The organism is Streptomyces sp. S.PB5 (assembly GCF_030403745.1).
Taxonomy (GTDB): Bacteria; Actinomycetota; Actinomycetes; order Streptomycetales; family Streptomycetaceae; genus Streptomyces.
Genome location: NZ_JAQMWP010000017.1, coordinates 166,515 through 185,140, shown reverse-complemented (window position 1 = coordinate 185,140; position 18,626 = coordinate 166,515). Strand labels below are relative to the sequence as shown.

The 18,626-nt window shown below is 71.4% G+C and carries 13 protein-coding genes; 6 read left to right on the top strand and 7 right to left on the bottom strand.

The features are described 5' to 3' along the window. Positions 1–117 precede the first annotated feature (117 nt). The 6 genes from PH203_RS36845 to PH203_RS36820 all read right to left on the bottom strand — a co-directional run bounded on the left by PH203_RS36845 (position 118) and on the right by PH203_RS36820 (position 9,172). On the bottom strand, positions 118–2,496 hold the full coding sequence (locus tag PH203_RS36845; RefSeq protein ID WP_289925846.1) for a SpoIIE family protein phosphatase: 2,379 nt from the start codon (positions 2,494–2,496) through the stop codon (positions 118–120). 87 nt (positions 2,497–2,583) lie between these two features. Further along, a complete protein-coding gene (locus tag PH203_RS36840) occupies positions 2,584–2,964 on the bottom strand; it encodes a hypothetical protein (RefSeq protein WP_289925845.1) in 381 nt (126 codons plus the stop codon). A gap of 436 nt (positions 2,965–3,400) precedes the next feature. Next, positions 3,401–4,324, bottom strand: a complete 924-nt coding sequence (locus PH203_RS36835; RefSeq protein WP_289925844.1) for a MurR/RpiR family transcriptional regulator — start codon at positions 4,322–4,324, stop codon at positions 3,401–3,403. A gap of 71 nt (positions 4,325–4,395) precedes the next feature. Continuing rightward, positions 4,396–5,943: a phospholipid carrier-dependent glycosyltransferase gene (locus PH203_RS36830; protein WP_289925909.1), complete on the bottom strand. Its 1,548-nt coding sequence runs from the start codon at positions 5,941–5,943 to the stop codon at positions 4,396–4,398. A 221-nt stretch (positions 5,944–6,164) separates the two neighbouring features. After that, positions 6,165–8,105, bottom strand: a complete 1,941-nt coding sequence (locus PH203_RS36825) for a phosphatase PAP2 family protein (protein WP_289925843.1) — start codon at positions 8,103–8,105, stop codon at positions 6,165–6,167. 167 nt (positions 8,106–8,272) lie between these two features. After that, a complete protein-coding gene (locus tag PH203_RS36820; RefSeq protein ID WP_289925841.1) occupies positions 8,273–9,172 on the bottom strand; it encodes a BadF/BadG/BcrA/BcrD ATPase family protein in 900 nt (299 codons plus the stop codon). Positions 9,173–9,481: 309 nt separating this feature from the next. On the opposite strand from PH203_RS36820, the gene PH203_RS36815 reads away from it, so the two are divergent. The 6 genes from PH203_RS36815 to PH203_RS36790 all read left to right on the top strand — a co-directional run bounded on the left by PH203_RS36815 (position 9,482) and on the right by PH203_RS36790 (position 17,693). Next, complete coding sequence (locus tag PH203_RS36815; RefSeq protein ID WP_289925839.1) at positions 9,482–10,612, top strand: ROK family transcriptional regulator; 1,131 nt, start codon at positions 9,482–9,484, stop codon at positions 10,610–10,612. A gap of 275 nt (positions 10,613–10,887) precedes the next feature. Further along, positions 10,888–12,210 carry an extracellular solute-binding protein gene (locus PH203_RS36810; RefSeq protein ID WP_289925837.1) on the top strand — a complete coding sequence of 441 codons (1,323 nt, stop codon included), beginning with the start codon at positions 10,888–10,890 and terminating at the stop codon, positions 12,208–12,210. A gap of 126 nt (positions 12,211–12,336) precedes the next feature. Further along, positions 12,337–13,257 carry a sugar ABC transporter permease gene (locus PH203_RS36805; RefSeq protein ID WP_289925836.1) on the top strand — a complete coding sequence of 307 codons (921 nt, stop codon included), beginning with the start codon at positions 12,337–12,339 and terminating at the stop codon, positions 13,255–13,257. Next, positions 13,254–14,156, top strand: coding sequence for a carbohydrate ABC transporter permease (locus tag PH203_RS36800; protein ID WP_289925835.1), 903 nt, complete (start codon positions 13,254–13,256; stop codon positions 14,154–14,156). Before PH203_RS36805 ends, PH203_RS36800 begins: the two co-directional genes overlap by 4 nt. Positions 14,157–14,158: 2 nt before the next feature. Then, positions 14,159–15,850, top strand: coding sequence for a hypothetical protein (locus PH203_RS36795; RefSeq protein ID WP_289925834.1), 1,692 nt, complete (start codon positions 14,159–14,161; stop codon positions 15,848–15,850). Between the two features lie 13 nt (positions 15,851–15,863). Beyond that, positions 15,864–17,693: a hypothetical protein gene (locus tag PH203_RS36790; RefSeq protein ID WP_289925833.1), complete on the top strand. Its 1,830-nt coding sequence runs from the start codon at positions 15,864–15,866 to the stop codon at positions 17,691–17,693. A gap of 29 nt (positions 17,694–17,722) precedes the next feature. Here the strand turns inward: PH203_RS36790 and PH203_RS36785 are convergent, their stop codons facing one another. Beyond that, a complete protein-coding gene (locus tag PH203_RS36785) occupies positions 17,723–18,568 on the bottom strand; it encodes an NAD(P)H-binding protein (protein ID WP_289925832.1) in 846 nt (281 codons plus the stop codon). Positions 18,569–18,626 lie beyond the last annotated feature (58 nt).

Below are 18,626 nucleotides of genomic sequence, written 5' to 3'. Positions count from 1 at the left end.
TGGGCGCATGGTGGTACTGGCGGCATCGCGACGACGAGTGAGCAGTGCGGACAGTGCGGACAGGGGGCGTGGACGGCCGGGTGAAGCCGGGCCACGCAGGGCCGGCAGGAGCCTGGCCTAGAACTCGTCCAGCGGCACCCGGACGTCCACGACGCACACGTCGTCCCGCCGTTCGCCCTCCAGCAGATCCGCGAGCATCGGCCCCAGGGAGCCGGGACCCTCGGTGTGGCGGGCGACCATGGACTCGGCGAGCCGCTTCAGGCCCCGGTCGATGCCTTCCGTCGGCCGCTCGACCAGCCCGTCCGTGTACAGCAGGAGCCGGTCACCGGGTTCGAGGCGGAACTCGGACTCCGTGAAGTGCGGTGAGGCGCTCGCCCCGAGCAGCATGCCGCTCGGCCGCTCCAGATAGCTCACCTCGCCGTCCCGCAGCAGCAGCGGCGGCGGATGCCCGGCCTGGGCCCACACCAGGCGGCGTTCGTCCGGGCTGTAGCGGGCCATGACCATGGTGGCCGTGCCGTGCGAGTCACGGGAGTGCAGGAGCAGGGTGTTGAGCCGGGTCAGCGCGCCGGTGAGCGAGGAGCCGGTGATGACCATGCCCTTGGCGGTGAACCGGAGCTGGGCCATCGTGGCGACGGCGTCGATGCCGTGCCCGGCGACATCGCCGACCACGAACAGGGCGTCGCCGTCGGGCAGTTCGATGGCGCTGAACCAGTCGCCGCCGACATGGATCCCGGACTGCGCCGGAAGATAGGTGACTTCGACACGCAGCCCGGACAGCTGCTGCGGTCGGGTGGGCAGCGGCAGCAGCGCGTGCTGCAGCCGCGCGGCCAGCATCCGCTCGGACCGCAGGATGTCGTGCTGGGTGACGATCGCCTGCTCGCTCTCGACGAGCGCCAGTTCGGCGCTGCGCTGCGCGGTCAGGTCCTGAAGGAAGCCGTGCACCTCGACGGGCGTGCCGTGGATGTCGGTGACCGCCTCCGCGACGATCCGCAGATGCCGGATCCCGTCCGCCGCCCGGACCCGGAACGGCAGGGCGCAGGGCCGCCCCCGGCCCACGAGTTCGCCGACGGCGCGGGTCAGGGCGGGCACATCCTCGGGGAGGGTGAGATCCGGCATCGCCGTGATACGGACCGGGCCCTGCTCGGGGTCCCGGCCGAGGACGGCGTAGACCTGCGACGACCAGGAGACCTCGTGCGTGATCAGGTTCCAGTTCGCCCAGCCGAGGTTGCCGAGCCGCTGCACGTCCGCCAGCCGCTGCTCCTGCCGGTCGGAGGGATCGTGCCGGATCCAGCTGAGCGCGAGGGCGTCGCCGAGGCGTGACACGCGCACCGAGTACATGGACAGTTCCGCGACGCCGCCCACCACCGCCTGTTGGGCGAACGGCTCGCCCTCGTAGGGATCGCCGGTCGTCAGGGTCTCCAGGCAGCCCCGCCACAGCGGCTGTTCCTCCGACAGTGTCGGGAAGCACTCCAGGAGCCGCAGCCCGACCAGTTCCCGGCCGGTGCGGCCGAGCAGGTCGAACGCCTCCTCGGTGGCGGCGGAGACACGGTAGTCCTCGATGCCCCCCGAAGCTGCGCGGAGCGGGCTGAGCAGCATCGTCGCGCCCGGCAGGATGTTCAGTACCTGCTGTACGGCGTCGGCGACGGGGTCGGGCGCCGAGCCGCTGCGGGGGTCGAAGGCGCGCAGTCGTCCGGCGCAGAGCCGGGCGACGGCCATCAGGTGTTCCCGTACGTCCGGCGTGAACGGCCCGGTCTCGGTGCGCAGGAACCCGATGCAGACCTCGGCCGTGTCCCTGGTGACGACGGGCAGCCAGGCGCGGGAGAGCCAGCGCTCGGGCGGGTCCCCGATCAGCAGATACCGCTTCCGGTCCGCTCGGATGTCCTCCAGCCAGCGCGGCCGCCGGGCCTCCAGGGCGTCGAGTGCGGCGATTCCGCTCAGGGGTGGGACCTGGCGCCACTGGGCGGCCAGTGTGGCGTCGATGCCGGCGTGCCCGATCAGTTCGAGGCCGCCCGAGGGCAGTCGGGCGAAGATCATGATCGCGTCGGCGGAGTCGCCCGGCGACAGGTGCTCCAGCAGACAGCGGGCGAGATCTTGCGGGGTGCCCACCCGGACCAGGGCCTTGCCGAGGCGGCCCAGGTCGCGGGTGCGCTCGCCGGCCGTGCCGCATGCGGTGGAAGCGGTGACGCGCGGGGCGGCCCCGGGCTGCTCGGCGGTGTCCGGCGGCGGAGGAATCAGGCTGCCGAGGGTGATCCAGCACTCCTCCAGCAGCGTGCGCTCGGCGGTCTTCGCACGCTGCACCAGCTCCTCACCGGCGGCGTCCGGCGAGCAACCGGTCAGCGCCATCACCGCGCCCTTGGCCCGCTCGACGACGGCCGCGGTCGCCGCCTGGTCGCGCAGCCGGTCCAGCTCGGCGCGCTGGCGGGCGACGATCTTGGCCAGCGCTACCGTGTCTGGTGCGGGTCCGGATTCCACCGGGCCGGCGGGCTCGCTCGTCACGCGATGAGCATCGCACACGGGGCCCGGTTCGATCGCGGCCTTGTCAGGACCGGTTTCACTCGAAAGTGCGGAGTATCCGCGCCCCGGTCAACGCCCGGCGCTGTGGTCGGTCAGAGCCCGGGTGACGGCCCGGACGCTGCGGGCGATGTGCTGCAGCTGCATGACCTCCGCGGCGTACAGCTTGATCGTGTGCTCGATGACCGACTCCGGCAGTCCCAGACCGGGCAGGTCGGCGCGCGCCGTCTGCAGGGCGGTACGTGCGACCCGGACCTCGTTCTGGACCTGGATCTGCGCGTGACGGGCCAGCAGCACGGGGTGGCGCAGCAGCGCCGGGTAGCTGGCATAGCGCGCCGGTACCAGTTCGCGCAGCCACTTGGTCGCCGAGCGCTCCCAGTCGTAGCTGCCGGGCGTCTTGACCTGGCAGGGCCAGTCCTGGCTGATGCGCGTGGTCGTCAGGGTCATGGACATCTCTTCCCAAGGTGCGGCGTCAGGAGGGGTGGTCCGACGTTTATGGGCGGCCCCGGCCTAGGGGATGACCGGGGCCGCCCAGGGCGCTCGCCGAGGCGAGGCCCGATCGGACACCCGGGGCACCGACGCGGGTAGGTGACGGCGGCTGCGGGTGTCCGCTCAGGGGCCCGGGGCGGCAGACGGCGCCCGCGCGGCGGATGGTGCAGCGTGCGCATGGGCGGACCGTCGGCTTTCTGCGGGCGGATGCGGAGATGAAACGGGTGGGGACGGGGGTGCGGAACGTGTCCCCGGGAGCGTCCGGGGCGATCCGTGAGCAGTATTTATATATGCCGTCCTCTTTGCAAGACGTATGAAAACATTCATGCGTGAAATGCAACGACTTGTCCCCGTGTGGCATGGTTCGTCGGGCGTGGCCGAAGTGGCCGGAAGAGGCGGGTCAGTCCCGCAGGAAGAACTGGTGCTGCTCGGAGATCTGCTCGTACTCCTCGAGCCGGGCCTGGGTGCGCTCGGGATCGGCGTCGGTCATGGCCTGCAGCAGCGCGGCGGCCATCACTCCGGGGGCGGCGTAGGAGTCGAAGACCAGCCGGGAGCCGGTGCCGGTGGCGAAGACGACGTCCGCCTCGTCGGCGACCGGGCCGAGCGCCAGATCGGTGATCAGGGCGACTTTGAGTCCGGCGCTGCGGGCGACCTGCACGGCCGTCAGTGTCTCCTGTGCGTGCCGGGGCATGGAGAACGCGAGCACCCAGGTCCCGCCCGCCTCACGCGACTGCAGGAGTGCGTCGTAGGCGACACTGCCGCCCAGTGTCACCAGCCGTACGTCGGGATGGATCCGGCGGGCCGCGTAGGCGAAGTACTCCGCCAGCGACACCGAGATGCGCACCCCGAGGACGGTCAGCGGTGTCGACTCCGACAGCTTGCGGCCGATGTCGATGACCTGGTCGGGGTCGAAGAAGTCGCGCCGCAGGTTCTCCAGGTTCTCGATCTCCGCGTCGACCGCGGCCTGCAGTTCGTTGCCGCGCATCTCCTCTGCCGCCGCCGGGCCGCCCGCCAGGGTGCTGAGGGCGATGGACTGGAGTTTCTCGCGCAGTGCGGGGTAGCCGCTGAAGCCCACCGCCGCCGCGAACCGGGTCACCGAGGGCTGGCTCACGCCGGCCCGCTCGGCGAGGTCGGTGATCGAGAGGAAGGCGGCCTCGGTGATGTGCTCGATCAGGTACTGGGCGATACGGCGCTGTCCCGGCGACAGCCGGGGCCGGTCGAAAAGGGTTCTGAGCTGGGAGGTCGGTGAGGCCTCGGCCTCCGGAACCGACTTGCCAGAGGTGATCGCGGATGCCTGTGCGCGTGCCTGCTGCGGCGATGGCACCGGTGCGCCTCCTTTGTCTTCCACAGTGCCTCAACATAGCTCACACACCGTCGTGACCAGGGCGTGTACGGTCACCTTCGATAGATCGTGATCGAATGACCGACTTGATCGATCGAGCGACTGCTGTCGATCAACTCGGCAAGCCGCCCTCGTGCCTTGGCGACCGACGAGTCCGACACCACGAGCAGCCCGCGCACCGTGTCGACCGGCACCTTGCGCGGATCGGACGCCTCGATGCCGTAGTACGACGGCACACCACTGCCCTTGTACACGAGCCAGATCCGCTCGCCCGGATACCGCTCGCGCAGCCGGTCGGCGAGGCGGCCCAGGTCCTGGCCCCAGTCCACATTGGAGTCGTGCAGCCGCAGATGCGTCTTCGCCGGACCGCCGAACGCCTCGTTGGAGTACGGAAGATAGTAGGGGAACGTCCGCACCGAACTGGCCCCGGCGAACAGCACCAGCGCCCCCGCCACGGCACCGGCCCACCGCCGCCGCACGGCGAGCACACCGGCCGCCGCCACCGCGAGGAACATCGGCACGAACACGGCGTAGCGGGTCCCGAAGTCCCGGGAGCCGGTCATGGCCGCGACGAGCAGTACCGCGGTGGGGGCGAACAGATAGAGCGCCGCGGGCCGGAGCCGGCGCACCGCCACCATCGCCACGGCGCCCGCGGCCCACAGCGCGAGCATGCCCAGCGGCGTCTTCACCAGCAGCGCGGCCGGCAGGTAGTACCAGAGGGACCCGGTGTACAGCCGACCGAACAGATACCCCTGCCACGGCTGGTTCTCGAAGCCGAACTGCACCCGCATCCCGTCCCGGTACGCCTCGGGGAACGGCATCAGATCGACGAGCAGCGCGCGCAGCCCGTGCACGACGGGCACATGCTGCTCCGGGCTCCAGCGCAACCGCGGATCCACCGCGAGGTACGAGGCCCACACGACGGCGACCGCGGCCGCCGCGAGGACGCCCGCCCCCGCCGCCGCCCGCGCCAGGGCCCCCCGGCGGTCCGCCGGACCGGCGGCCTGCCACACCGACCAGGCGGCGAGCGCCAGCAGCACCGGAACGGCCGCCAGCGCGCTCATCCGCGTCGCCAGGGCGGCCCCGGCCGCGAGTCCGGCCAGCGGTACGTACAGGCGTGGGCGCCGTCGGGCCCGCCACAGCAGCCACACCGACGTCAGCAGGAAGCCGGCCGTGAGGACGTCGAGGGTGGCCAGGGAGCCGTGCGCGATCACATCGGGGGAGAAGGCGTACAGGGCCAGGGCCAGAACCGCGCCCGCGCCGCCGACGAGTTCACGGGCGAAGGCGAACACCACCAGACCGAACGCCAGCGTCAGCACGATGACCGGCAGCCGGGCCCACAGCATCACCCGCCAGGGGTCGTTGCCGGACGCGTACAGCAGATGCCGCCCCACCTGCCCCTGGTCGCCGGTGAAGGAGGGGTCGTAGTGCGGGTCGGCGAGGGCCAGCCCGGCGCCGATGACCAGCTTGCCCAGGGGCGGGTGCTCCGGGTTGTACCGGATGCGGTGCTCGTGGAGATAGGAGGCGGCCGTGCCGACGTAGACGGGTTCGTCGATGGTGGGTGTCTGCTGCACGGCGGTCGTGACCATCGCGACGGCCATCTGGGCCAGCAGCACCACGACCAGGAGCGGCACGAGCCACGGCCTGTGCGACCCCGTGAGGGATCGCGCGGCGGGCACCTCGCGGGGTGCCCGCGCTGCCGGGACCGGGTGCGGTGCGCGTGCCATCATCCGTCCCGCGACGACAGGGGCCGCGAGAGGGCGGGAGCGATGCCGGGAGGCCTCATGCGCCTACTGTGCATCAGCTCCCGCCCTCAGGGGCGTCACCGCTTCAGGAGTCGTACCGACAGACCTTCCGCCGTGTAGACGGGTACGGCCCGCAGCGTGTCGGAGTTCAGCTCCACACGCTCGAACCGGCCGCGCAGCCCCGCGGCGCTCAGGACCCGCACCGTGCTTCCCGCCGCCGGCGGCCGGTCGGCGTCGAGCCGCAGCGACAGCACGCTGCCCGCGCCGAGGATCGCGCGCCGCGTGACCTCCAGCGCGGGGCCGCGGCCCGAGCGCAGGGTGACCTCCAGCGTGGACGTCTCCTGCGCGTACGTGCCGTGGATCTGGACCGACTTGGCCGTCGCCACCCGCAGCGTGCCGCCCGAGACGCGTACCTCGCCGTGGCCGAGGGCGTGCGCGGAGGCCGCGGAGAGCACGCCCTCGGCCACCATCGTGCCGCCGGTGTACCGGTTGTGGCCCGTCAGGGTGAGCGTGCCGGTGCCGCGCTTGGTCAGACCGCCGTCGCCGTCGATGTCGTTGCGCCACGCGTCGGCGGCACCGAAACCGCCGGCCGAGGCGTCCAGGGTGACGGTGACGTCGGAGTCGAAGGAGCCGTAACCGTCCGCCGCGGCGAACAGGTTGAGCCGGCCCCACTGCTCGAAGCCGTCCAGCAGGACGTACCCGGCGGGCAGCGCGGTCGTGCGCAGCACCGCGCGCCGCTGCTCCGCGTCCAGATAGGGCAGCCGCGTCTCCAGCAGGACCTCGGCACCCTTGGGCACGGTCAGCGGCCGGTCGCGGCCCTGACGGGTGAGGATGTACGTCAGCTTGGGCCTGACCAGGCAGGCGTTGGCCTCGCGGTCGGCGTACGGGTCGGTGTCGGGGCCGGCCGAGTGCGCGTAGGCGTACAGCGTGTCGGCGGTGGTGCCCGTCTTCGCCTGGAAGTACTCGGCGGCCTGCTTGCGCGCCGCCGCCTTGAGCTCGGCGTTCTTCGGATCGGCGAGCGCGGCGGCGGCCAGGGCGGTGGCCATGACGCGGCCGCCGAGGACGTCGAGCGCCGAGTGCATCCCTGAGACGATCCGGTCGTGGCTCGTCTCGAAGGCGCGGGTCACCATCTCCTGGAAGCGCTCCGGGACGGCGTAGGCGTAGGCCAGCGCCGCCAGGTGGAGGGCGTTGGTGTGCCCGCTGGGGAAGCCGCCGTCCGTGGCCGGGTCCTCACCGCGCTGCCGCAGCAGCTGGTCCACGACGACGACGTCGCAGTCGTACACCGGGAACCCGAACGCGTCGGTCCGGCCGGTGTCGACGACCTCGCTGTTCTCGTTCAGCCGCCAGGGGCGGGGGTACTGGTAGGCGAACTTGGACGGGTTGCTCGACGCGAACGGACCGCGCACGGTGTCGACGAGCTCCGCCACCTTGCCGAGCTCGGAGGTGGTCGATCCGGCGCCGTTCGCGGATCCGGCGGGGGCGTCGGCGGGGACGGAGTCGCTGATCTTGCCGGGCGGGGTGCCGTCCGGGGCGGAGGTGATCGCGGTGACCGCCTTGGCGCCCGCCTTGTACAGGTCGGCGAGCGGGCCGAGACCGGTGATCACCGAGTAGCTCTGGTGCTGCCGGTCGGTGAGGAACGCCTCGCGTGCCTGCTCCTCGGTGCGCCGCGAGGTGACGAGCACGCTGTAGCGGATGTTGGCCCGCGTCACCTCCGGCAGCAGCGGGGTGCCGGTGTTCCAGGCGTCCCCGGTCTTCCATATCCGGGCGAAGCCGCCGAGCACCCGGATCACCGCGTTGGTCTCGGGCGTGAGGTTCGCGGTGGTGTTGGTGGTGTAGTCGTCGACGAACGCGGCGGGGCCCGTCGCCGCCTTCGCGTCCGCGGCTCCCAGCCACGACGCGAAGGCGGGCGCGGCCAGCACACCGGCCGAGACTCCGACGGAGGTCCGCAGGAACCCCCTTCTGTTCACGGCGAGTTCACTGGCCGACGAGTTCGAGCGGTGCCCGGCGGATGACGGCATGCGTCTGCCTCTCTTGAGTTCTTCGGCCGTTGGGCCGGGGAAGTCGTGCGATGACAGCCGTGGGGCGCGGGAAGACGCATGAGTCGCGAGGTGCCCCATGAGGCTTACGAGCGAAGATCTACTGGCGAGTTGTGTCGGACCGGGGTGGGCCCGGCGTCCGGCAGGTGTCACAGAAGTGAACGCGCCAGCGCCACCGCCCCCTCGACCGGAGGCACCCGCAGCGGCTGTGGTCTGGCCGTGGGCACCCGGTCCGAGAGGGCGGAGGTGAAGGCGTCGTACAGAACGGGCTGGGCGAGGACGGTGCTGCCCGCCACCACCACGTCGTCCACCGGGACTCCGCGTTCGGCGAGTCGCCCGACCAGCGCGGCCAGCGACCGGCCGCCCTCCTCGATGACCGCGAGGGCGAGCGCGGAGCCCGCCTCGGCGGCGGCGAAAACGGCGGGAGCGTGCCGGCCCCACTCGGCGGAGATGTCCTGCGCGGCCTCCATCGCCGCCCCGATCGCGGGGACTTCGGGGACGTCGAAGGAGGCGACGAGCCCGAGCGCGAGCGCGTCGGGTTCCTCACCGCGGTCATGGGCCGCCCACACGGCGCGTGCGGCCTCGCGGACGAGACCGGCGGCACCGCCCTCGTCACCGAGGACCGCACCCCAGCCGCCGACCTGAGCGGGCCGGCCGTCGGGGAAGCGGCCCACCGCGACCGAACCGGTGCCGGCCACCAGACCGACACCCTTGTCCAGACCCGCGGCGGGGACGAGGAGTTCGGCGTCGCCCACGACCAGCGCGGGCGCGTCGAAGTGGAGTTGCAGTGCGGTACGGATCTGGGCGCACTGCCGGGGGGTCTCGCAGGCGTGTCCGCCCACGGCGAGGGCGGACGGGCGGGAGCCCGCCGGGAGGGCCTCGGCGGTGAGGGCGGCCAGCCAGCCGGCGGCGGCCACGGGGTCGTGGGGCCGCCAGCCACTGCTGGAGCGGACGTGATCGGCGACCGGCGTGTCGCCCGCGAAGGCGCGCAGCTGTGTCTTCGTGCCGCCCACGTCGATACCGACCACCAGGGGTGCGGATTCCTGCACGGATCCTCTTTCGTCGTTGCGTCGAGCATGCGACGGCGGGCGAAACCGTGCGGGAGGAAGGGCAGTTGAGAACTCGGGAAGCCCCGGGACGGGCCTCTGGACGGATCACGGCAGGCGAGTACCGTGACGTTCGTTAGGAAGTTAACTAACGAAGTACAGTGCGTCAAGAGAAAGCGCGCACTCGACCACCGCAGAGCCGCTGCGGGGCGGGAAAGCGTGACGTCATGGCATCCCATCGCCGCATCCCGTGAAGACTCCTCGACCCCGGAGCGCGGCGCTCGACCCTGTGGGAGAACTGTGGAACACGACGTGGCGGAAGCCCCCCGCCTGACCGAGAGCGCGAGCGCCGTATTCGCCGTTCTCGCCCGGGCCGGCACGGCGACCCGCCCGCAGCTCGCGAGCCTGGCGGGCCTGTCCAAACCGACGGTGTCCTCGGCCGTCGCGGAGCTGGAGAGCGCCCGCCTCGCCGCCCACTCCGGCACCGCCTCCGGCGCCACCGGGCGCTCCGCCGCCGTATATGGTCTGGGGCCCGCCGCCGGTGCGGTGCTCGCCGTCGACCTCGGTCCCGCCCTCACCCGGGTGCGCGGCTGCGCCCTGGACGGCACCCTGCTGGCCCAGGCCACCGGTTCCCGCGACGAGGCCGCCGACGTGGTGCGCGAGGCCGTCTTCGCGCTGCCCGCGGACGCTCCGGTGCGCTCCATCGTCGTCGCCGTCGGTGACGTCACCGCCGAGCAGGAGGGCGCCGGACCGCGCCCCGCGACCGCCAAGGCCGGGCCCGTCTTCGACGCCATCACCGTCGCCCTGCCCCGGGGCGTCCCCGTGCACCTGGAGAACAACGTCAACTGCGCCGCGCTCGCCGAACTGCACGAGGGCGCCGCCCGCGGCCGCACCACCTTCGGCTATCTGCGGATCGGCGTCGGCATCGGTCTCGGCATCGTGGTCGGCGGCCAGGTGCTGCGCGGGGCGAACGGGGCGGCCGGTGAGCTCGCCCGGCTGCCCTATCCCTGGGACGAGGACGTGGAGCCGCGTCAGGAGGCCCTGGAGGAGTACATCGGCGCCCGCTCGCTGGTGCGCCGGGCCGCCGAGGCCTGGCCGGACACCGACGGGCCCTGCCCCCGCACCCCCGACGAGCTCTTCGCCCTGGCCCAGGAGGGCCGTACGGCGGCCCGCACGGTCGTCGACCGCCACGCCGCCGACATCGGCCGTCTGGCGGCCGCCGTGACCGCCGTACTGGACCCCGGACTGATCGTGCTGGGCGGCAGCACCGGCGCGGATCCGCAGCTCCTGTCGGGGGTGCGGACGGAGATGGCGCGGCTGAGCTGGCCCACCGAAGTGGTCAGCAGCACGCTCGGCGATCTCGGCACCGTCGTGGGTGCTTCCCGGCTCGCGGTCGCCCGGGGAGTCCAAACCGTGACCCAGGGCGGGGTGACCAAGGATTGACGGTTTCCGGCTCGGTCTGCCAATGTCCGGACAAGCGCTTTCTAAGTCGGCCGGGAACGCCGGCTTGGAGCGAGCGTCCCGCCCGTACGCGACGTACGGCAACCGCACGAGGGCGTGCCCGTGCGGTGACGGCCAGGGGCCGGGGATCCTCGCCCGTCAGGAAGACGCGGCCGGGCGAGGCCGCGCCCCCGGAAAGTGACTTTTCCTGCAAAATGCACCAGTGCCGCCTTGGCCGGCGCCGTGCTCCGTCCCCTGTGACGAAAAAGGGATCCAAGATGATCAATGTAGGTGCGCGGCGCTCTCGCCGACTCGGCCGCGGCGGTGTGGGCCGCCTGGCTTCCCTCGCTGCCGTGACCACGGCAGGTGCCCTGCTGCTCTCCGCCTGCGGAGGTGGCTCCGACTCGGGCGGCACCTCCAAGTCGCTGACGTTCTGGATCTCCACGGTTCCGGGGCAGGACGCGGGCTGGAAGAAGATGGTCGCGCAGTACAAGAAGGAAGCCGGCGTCGACATCAAGCTCGTCAACATCCCCTACGACGGCTACACGACGAAGCTGCACAACGCCGCACAGGCGAACTCCCTGCCCGACGTGGCCGCCGTGCCGGCCCTGGACCCGATCTGGTCGAACAAGCTGCTCGACCTCAAGTCCATCGCCGACAAGAAGAGCAACAACATCAACCCGAACTTCCTCGCGAAGGACTCGTCCGGGAAGGTGCTGGCCATCCCCTCGGACGTCACCGCGTCCGGCATGTACATCAACAAGTCGCTGTTCGAGAAGGCCGGCGTCGAGTACCCGACCTCGCCCGACAAGACCTGGACCTGGGACGAGTTCATCAAGGCGGCGAACACGGTCCGCGAGAAGACCGACGCCAAGTACTCCCTGACGTTCGACCAGTCGCCGTCGCGACTGCGCGCCATGGTGTACGAGAAGGGCGGCAAGTACGTCCACGCCGACGACTCCGGCAAGTTCTCGGTGGACGCGGCGACCAAGAAGGCCGTGAACACCTTCGTCGGTTGGAACGACGACAAGACCATGCCGAAGTCGGTGTGGACGTCGGGCGCCGACCCGTCCGCGATGTTCCAGAGCGGTGACGTGGTCGCGTACTGGTCCGGCGTGTGGCAGGTCGCCTCCTTCTCGGACAGCATCAAGAAGTTCGAGTGGGCGAGCGTCCCGACCCCGGCCCAGCCGGTGCAGGCCAGTGACGTCAACGCCGGCGGCCTGGTCGTCGGCTTCAACAACAACGGCGACGCCGCCAAGGCCGCGACGACGTTCCTGTCCTGGCTGTACGAGCCGGCCCACTACAAGGTGCTGTGCGAGACGTCCGGCTTCCTGCCGGTCGAGAGCGGTCTGAACCCGGTCTACCCCTTCAAGTCCGAGGCGGCGCAGGCGGCGTTCAAGCTCTACAACGAGTCGATCCCGCTGTACGCCCCGATCTCCGGCTACTTCAACAACGCGCAGACGGAGTGGGTGCTGAAGGGCAAGAGCCTCACCGAGGACCCGACCAAGACGGAACTCGGCAAGGCGATCAACGGCCAGCAGTCGACCGACAAGGCCCTGCAGAACATCGTGGACAGCTACAACCAGCAGGTCGGCGGCTGATCACGGGCCACCGGCGCCCGGGCGGCGGCGTCCCCACCCCGCCGCCCGGCCCCGGCCGCCCGCCTGACGCCGGGCTCAGGGCCTGAGCCCCCGGCAATCCCCTTCCACCAGCACGGAGACAGGAAGATGACAAAACGCGCCTCGGTCGTGTCGGTGAGCTCGCCGAGTCCGCCCAGGAGACGCAGCAAGTACACCCTTGCGCCGCTCGTCCTCATCGCGGCCAACGTCGTGCTCTTCGCGCTGTTCTTCGTCTGGCCGGCGGTGATCGGGCTCCTCTACTCCTTCACGAACTACACGGGCGTCGGGGCGTTCCAGTGGGTCGGGCTGGACAACTACCACAACCTGGTCGGGGACTCCACGTTCTACGACGCGCTGACCCGGACACTGCTGTACACCGTCCTCTTCGTCCCGCTGAACTTCGTGGTCTCCCTGCTCGCCGCCAACCTGGTGGTGAGCAAGTACGCCAAGGGCGGGTCGGTCGCCCGCGTCATCTTCTTCATCCCGTGGCTGCTGTCGCCCATCGTCGTGGGTGTCCTGTGGCGGTGGATGTTCGGTGAGAACTTCGGACTGGTCAACTACGTCATCGAGAAGTTCGGCGGCGACGCCGTGCCGTGGCAGTCGAACGCGGACCTCTCGCTGCTCGTGGTCGTGATGGCGGCGTCCTGGACCTGGACGGGCTTCACGATGCTGCTGTTCATCGCGGCCATCAAGAACGTACCGGTGTCGTACTACGAGGCCGCCTCGCTCGACGGCGCCGGCCCCTGGCGCCAGTTCTTCAGCATCACCCTGCCGAGCATCGCGCCCACCTCGTTCATCGTCATCCTGCTCAACACGATCAACGCGATGAAGGAGTACCCGGTGTTCGTCGCCCTCAACAAGGGCGGCCCCGGCACGTCGAACAACCTGCTCGTCCAGTACATCTACGAGACCGGCTTCAAACGGGGCCAGATCGGCTACGCGAGCGCCGCGTCGTTCGTGCTCATGCTCATCCTGATGGCCGTCGCGATCATCCAGCTGATCGTCAACCGACGGGTGGAGAACCGATGACAACCACCGACATCCCGCGCCCGGCCGACGTCGGCCCCAAGCGGAGCGTCTCCAAGAAGCCGCCTCGCAAGACGGCCACCGGTGGGCTCCGGCAGGCGGTGTCCGCGACGACACTGCTGTGGATCATGGCGTGCCTGTACGGCTTTCCGCTGCTGTGGTTCATCCTCAGTTCCTTCAAGCCGGCCAGCGACCTGTTCTCCTATCCGCTGACGCTGGTCCCGCACAACCCCACCCTGTCGGGGTTCAAGGCGGCGTGGGACAGCGCCAACTTCTCCCAGTACTTCATCAACACGGCCCTCGTGTGTGTGATCACGACGATCCTCACGGTGGGGGTCAGCTGCTGCACCGGGTACGCGCTGGCCAAGTACGACAACCGATGGCTCAAGGCGTTCTTCCTCTGCATCCTGGCCACCACGATGCTGCCGGGCGAGGTCATGCTCGCCCCGTCGTTCCTGGTGGTCCGCGACCTCGGCCTCTACAACTCGTTCGCCGGCATCATCCTCCCGGCCGTGCTCACCGCGACCGGATGCTTCATGTTCCGCCAGTTCTTCCTGACGGTCCCCGACGAACTCGTGGAAGCCGCCCGCATCGACGGCGCCAAGGAGCTGTCGATCTTCCTGCGGATCATGGTGCCGATCTCCCGGCCCATCATGCTGACCCTCGCCATCCTGTCCTTCCAGTGGCGGTGGAACGACTACATCTGGCCGCTGCTGATGCTCAACGACCCGAACAAGTTCACCGTCCAGATCGGCATCCAGAGCATCGTCGGCGCCGAGAACATCAACTGGTCGGTCCTGCTGGGCGCGTCGGTCATCTCCATGATCCCGCTGATCGCCATCTTCCTGGTCTTCCAGCGCTATGTCATGAGCGCCGACATCAACGCGGGTCTGAAGGACTGACCTTGCCCGCTCCGATCGACCACGAGTTCGTCCGCGCGGCCGCGCTCGCCGCCGACGGGTCGGCCGACCCGTCGGCGGAATTCATCGAGCCGCACCGCGCCCTGGCCCGGCGGGTGAAGACCCTGGTCGCGGCGTACCGCTCGCCGGAGTCGGCCCTGCACGGCAGCGAGCGGGCCGTCGCCGCCGCGCTGACCCACCTGCGCGACCTGCGGGCCGTGCAGACGCCCTCCGGTCTCTTCGCGGGCGGCGACAACGTCCAGTCGCCGCCCGACTCCGCGTTCACCGTCAACGACGTGTGCGACGCGTACGTCCTCGCCGCCGACGCGGGACCGGAACTGGGCGAGGTGGCGGCCGCGCTCGCCGAGATCGCCGGCGCCGCCGCCGAAAGCCTCCTCATCGGCGGGGTGCACACCCCGAACCACCGCTGGGAGCTGTCCGCGGCGCTCGCCCGGCTGCACCGGTCGTTCCCCGACGACCGGCTGCCCGCCCGCGCCGAGGAGTGGCTCGCCGAGGGCGTCGACATCGACGCCGACGGCCTCTACTCGGAACGCAGCGCCGTCTACGCGTCCATCGTGACCAACCCGGCGCTGCTGTTGCTGGCCGAGGTGCTCGGGCGCAGCGACCTGCTGGACGCCGTCGAACGCAACCTCACCGCGACCCTGGACCTGATCAGGCCGGACGGCACGGTGGAGACCGTCCACTCGCGCCGCCAGGACCAGAGGCAGTCGTTCCCGCTGTGGCCCTACCTGCCGCACTACCGGCTGCTCGCGATCCGCACCGGCCGGGGCGACTTCGCCCGCGCGGCCCGCCTGGCGGCCGCCGACGGCATCCACGACCCCGACCTGCTCGCCCAGACCCTCCTCACCCCGGACCTGGCCCGCGCCCTGCCGGCCCCGGACACGGAGCAGCTCCCGCGCGAGCGGTACCTCCCCACCGCACGCCTCGCCGCACACGCCTCGGACACCGCGCACACCGTGGTGTACGGCGGCTCCGACGTGCCCGAGCACCGGCGCATCCGCTCGGGCCTCGCCTGCAACCCCACCTTCCTGCGCCTGTTCGCCGGTGCCGCCGTCCTCGACTCGGTCCGCCTCTCGCGGGCGTTCTTCGACCTGGGCCCGTTCCGCGCCGCCGGCATGGAGCGGCTCGCCGACCACCGGTACCGGCTCACCCAGACCCTCACCACCGCCTACTACCAGCCGCTCCCGAAGGACCGAAGGCGCCACGACGGCGCCTACCGTCTGGTGGACGAAGGCCGCTTCTCCGCCGCGATGTCCTTCCCCGACCGCCCTCAGGACGAGGTCTCCCACACGACCCGCGTCGAGGTGGACCTGCGGGAGGACGGGGCCGACCTGCGGATCGACATCAGCGGACCATCGGTGCCCTGGGCCCTCGAACTCACCTTCCGGCCGGGCGGCGAGCCGCAGGGCGCCGTACCGCTCGACGACGGACGCTGGTGCCTGACGACCGAGCCGGTGACCTACCGCGTCGGCGACGACGAGATCCGCATCGAGGCCGCCGTGGAAGCGGGCGAACCCCTCGTAGGACCGGACCGCACCGACGTGTTGCGCTACGACCCGGGGCAGGACCACACCGTGGCCGGCGGCACCGACGCGACGACCGGAAACCGCGTGTACCTCGGTGGGCACGGACCGCAGACACTGACTCTCACACTGCGCTCCACCTCTTTGGCATGAAGGGCTGATTTCCGTGTACCTCCCTCGCCAGCTCGGCCCGTTGCACGACCTGCCGGACACCCCGCAGGCGTACGACGCCGTGCTCGCCGACGTCACCGAGCAGGCCCTCGCGCGCCTCACGCCCGAGGGCAACCTCGAACACCCCGACTCCCTCGACGACATCGGCGACACCTCGCTCGGCATCACCTCCCTGCTCGCGCTCGACTGGCAGCGCGGCAAGGACCCGCGGCTGCCGGAGGCGGTCAACCGCAGCCTCGCCTTCCACCTCCGGGAGCGGGTGTACACCGAGGACAACCCCGGCTACCCCAACCTGAAGGTGCGCAACTCCCATCTGCCGTACGCCCGTTACACCCTCGCGGCGGGCGCCCACCCCATCGGCGACTGGCCGAGCACGGTGTGGGCGCTGCTCCAGGCCGTCAACGTGCTCGACCTCGCCGACGGCCTGGTCGAGGACAAGGCGCGCGCCCAACTCCTCGACGTGGCACGCGGATACTGGCGCTGGCTGACCGAGGCGACCTTCTTCAACCCGCAGGAGGCGGGCAACCAGGCGATCGGGTGTGTCGTCGGCGGGCTGATGCTGGCCCGTCATCTCCCGCCCGAGCAGGGGGAGTCGGTCCGGTCGAAGGCCGTCGAGCTGTACGCCGACGAGATCCGCGCCCACCGCGTCCGCGACCGGGGCGCCCTGCTGCCGCCCGAGCACGGCGGCGCCTACGACAACAACTACGGCCCGATCTCCCTGTCCTTCCTCGCCCAGGCCCACCGGATCAGCGGCGAGGAGATCTTCGCCGAGGACGGCGACACCCTGGCCCGCTACATCGACGCCCGCCTGACGAACGGCGGTTTCGACAACGGCGGCCCCCGCTACAGCGAGCAGCACTCCGCCTTCGAGTCGGTCCTGGGGCTGCGCTACTTCGGCGCCCGCATCGGCTCCGACCTCGGCCGCTACCGGGGCGACAGCCGCTGGGCCCGGCACGCGGTCCAGGAGGACGGCAGGGTCGACGGGCACTTCGCGTGGATGCTGGTCTGGCAGATCCAGGACACCACGCGCTGGCACCGCACGCCCTCGGCCGAGCCCGTCCGCCATCAACTCCGGGCCGGCACGGTGTCCGTGGCCTTCGACGGCCATCTGACCCCGGCGGTGGTCGAGGCGGGCGGCACCTACTACCTGCCCGCCGCCGTCCACCGCCAGCACGGCTTCGGCCCGGTCGTCGACGGCTTCCTGTTCTGCCGCCCGATGGGCGAGGTCCGCGTCCGCGACATCCGGGCCGAGGGCCTCGCGGCCAAACTGGTCACCAAGCCGGTCGTCGGCCGCGACCACGTCCTGCGGCACGTGCGGTCCCTGTACGTCACCGACGGCACCAGCCTGTGGACGACGGTCGCCGTGGAACGCCTCCCCGGCACGCCGTACCTGCTCGCCGGAATGCCGTACGCCACCGACGACGGCGACCGCGTCCGCCGCACCGCAGGGCACCAGGCCGTCGCCGCTGGCGAACTCCGCCTGACCCACCCGGACACGGAGGGCCCCGACCACTTCGACGCCCGCTCGGAGCTCACCCAGGAGCAGGCCGCCTTCGCCCTGGCCGAGGACCCGCGCGGTTACGGCAACCCCGACCTGGGCTGGCGTCATCTCGTCTCCTCGACGGCGCTGGAGGCGGGCCCGGTACCGGGCGCCCCCGAGGACCTGCATGTCTTCGCCGTGCGCTACGGCCCCGGCGGTGCGTTCGCGCCGGTGATCGAGCACGGGCCCCAGGGGCTGACCGTCCGGACCGAGGCGTTCACCGCGGTGATCGGCGACCCGGCCGGCGACGCGCACGGCGAGCCGGAGCTGACGATCGTCGCCTGAACGTCCACGGCGGCCCCATGCGGTGAGTCCTACCGGAACGCCGCGGCGTTCCGTCGCGCCCAGTCGGCGAAGGTGCCCGGGGCGCGGCCGGTGACGCGCTCGATGTCGGGGCTGACGCGCTGTTCGGCGGGGGTGGGGGAGCCCAGGACGTCGAGTGTGGTGTCGGCCACGGGCTCGGGCATGAAGCGCAGCAGGTGGCTCCGGGCCTCGTCCCGGCCCAGCTCGACGAACCGGACCGGCTCGCCCAGCGCCGTGCCGAGCGCCGCGGCCTGCTGACGGGGCGTGACCAGGGCCGGGCCGGTCAACTCGTAGGCCTGTCCGGCGTGTCCGTCCTCGCGCAGCGCCACCGCGGCGACCGCGGCGATGTCCGCGGGGTCGACCGTGGGCAGACCGACGTCGCCGAACGGAGTGGCTACGGTGCGCCGGTCGCGCACGGACTCGGCCCAGGCGAACGCATTGGAGTGGAAACCGTTCGGCCGCAGGATCGTCCACTCCAGGCCCGACTGGCGTACGGCCTCGTCGATGGCCCGCCCGATGCCACCGTGCGAGACCGACTCCGGCCTGGTCACCACGCCCAGCGAGGACAGCAGGACGACCCGCCGGACCCCGCCGGCCTTGGCGACGTCCATGAGATGCGGAACGTCGAGATGGTGTGCGGACAGACCGCCGTCATGCAGGAAGAGCGCGTCGGCTCCGTCGAGCACGGCCCTGAGACTCTCGGCGTCCGCCAGATCCGCCGGCCGCGCGCGGACCCCCTGCGGCGCGTCCCCGTCGGCGATCCGCCGGGACGTCGCGGTCACCTCGGCACCGGACCCGGCGAGTGCGCGGACGAGCTCCCGGCCGACGTTCCCCGTCGCCCCCGTCACCACGATCATGAGCAACTCCCTTGTGAAATCGGCCTTGTTGCCGACGAAGGGACGCTAACACCGTGGA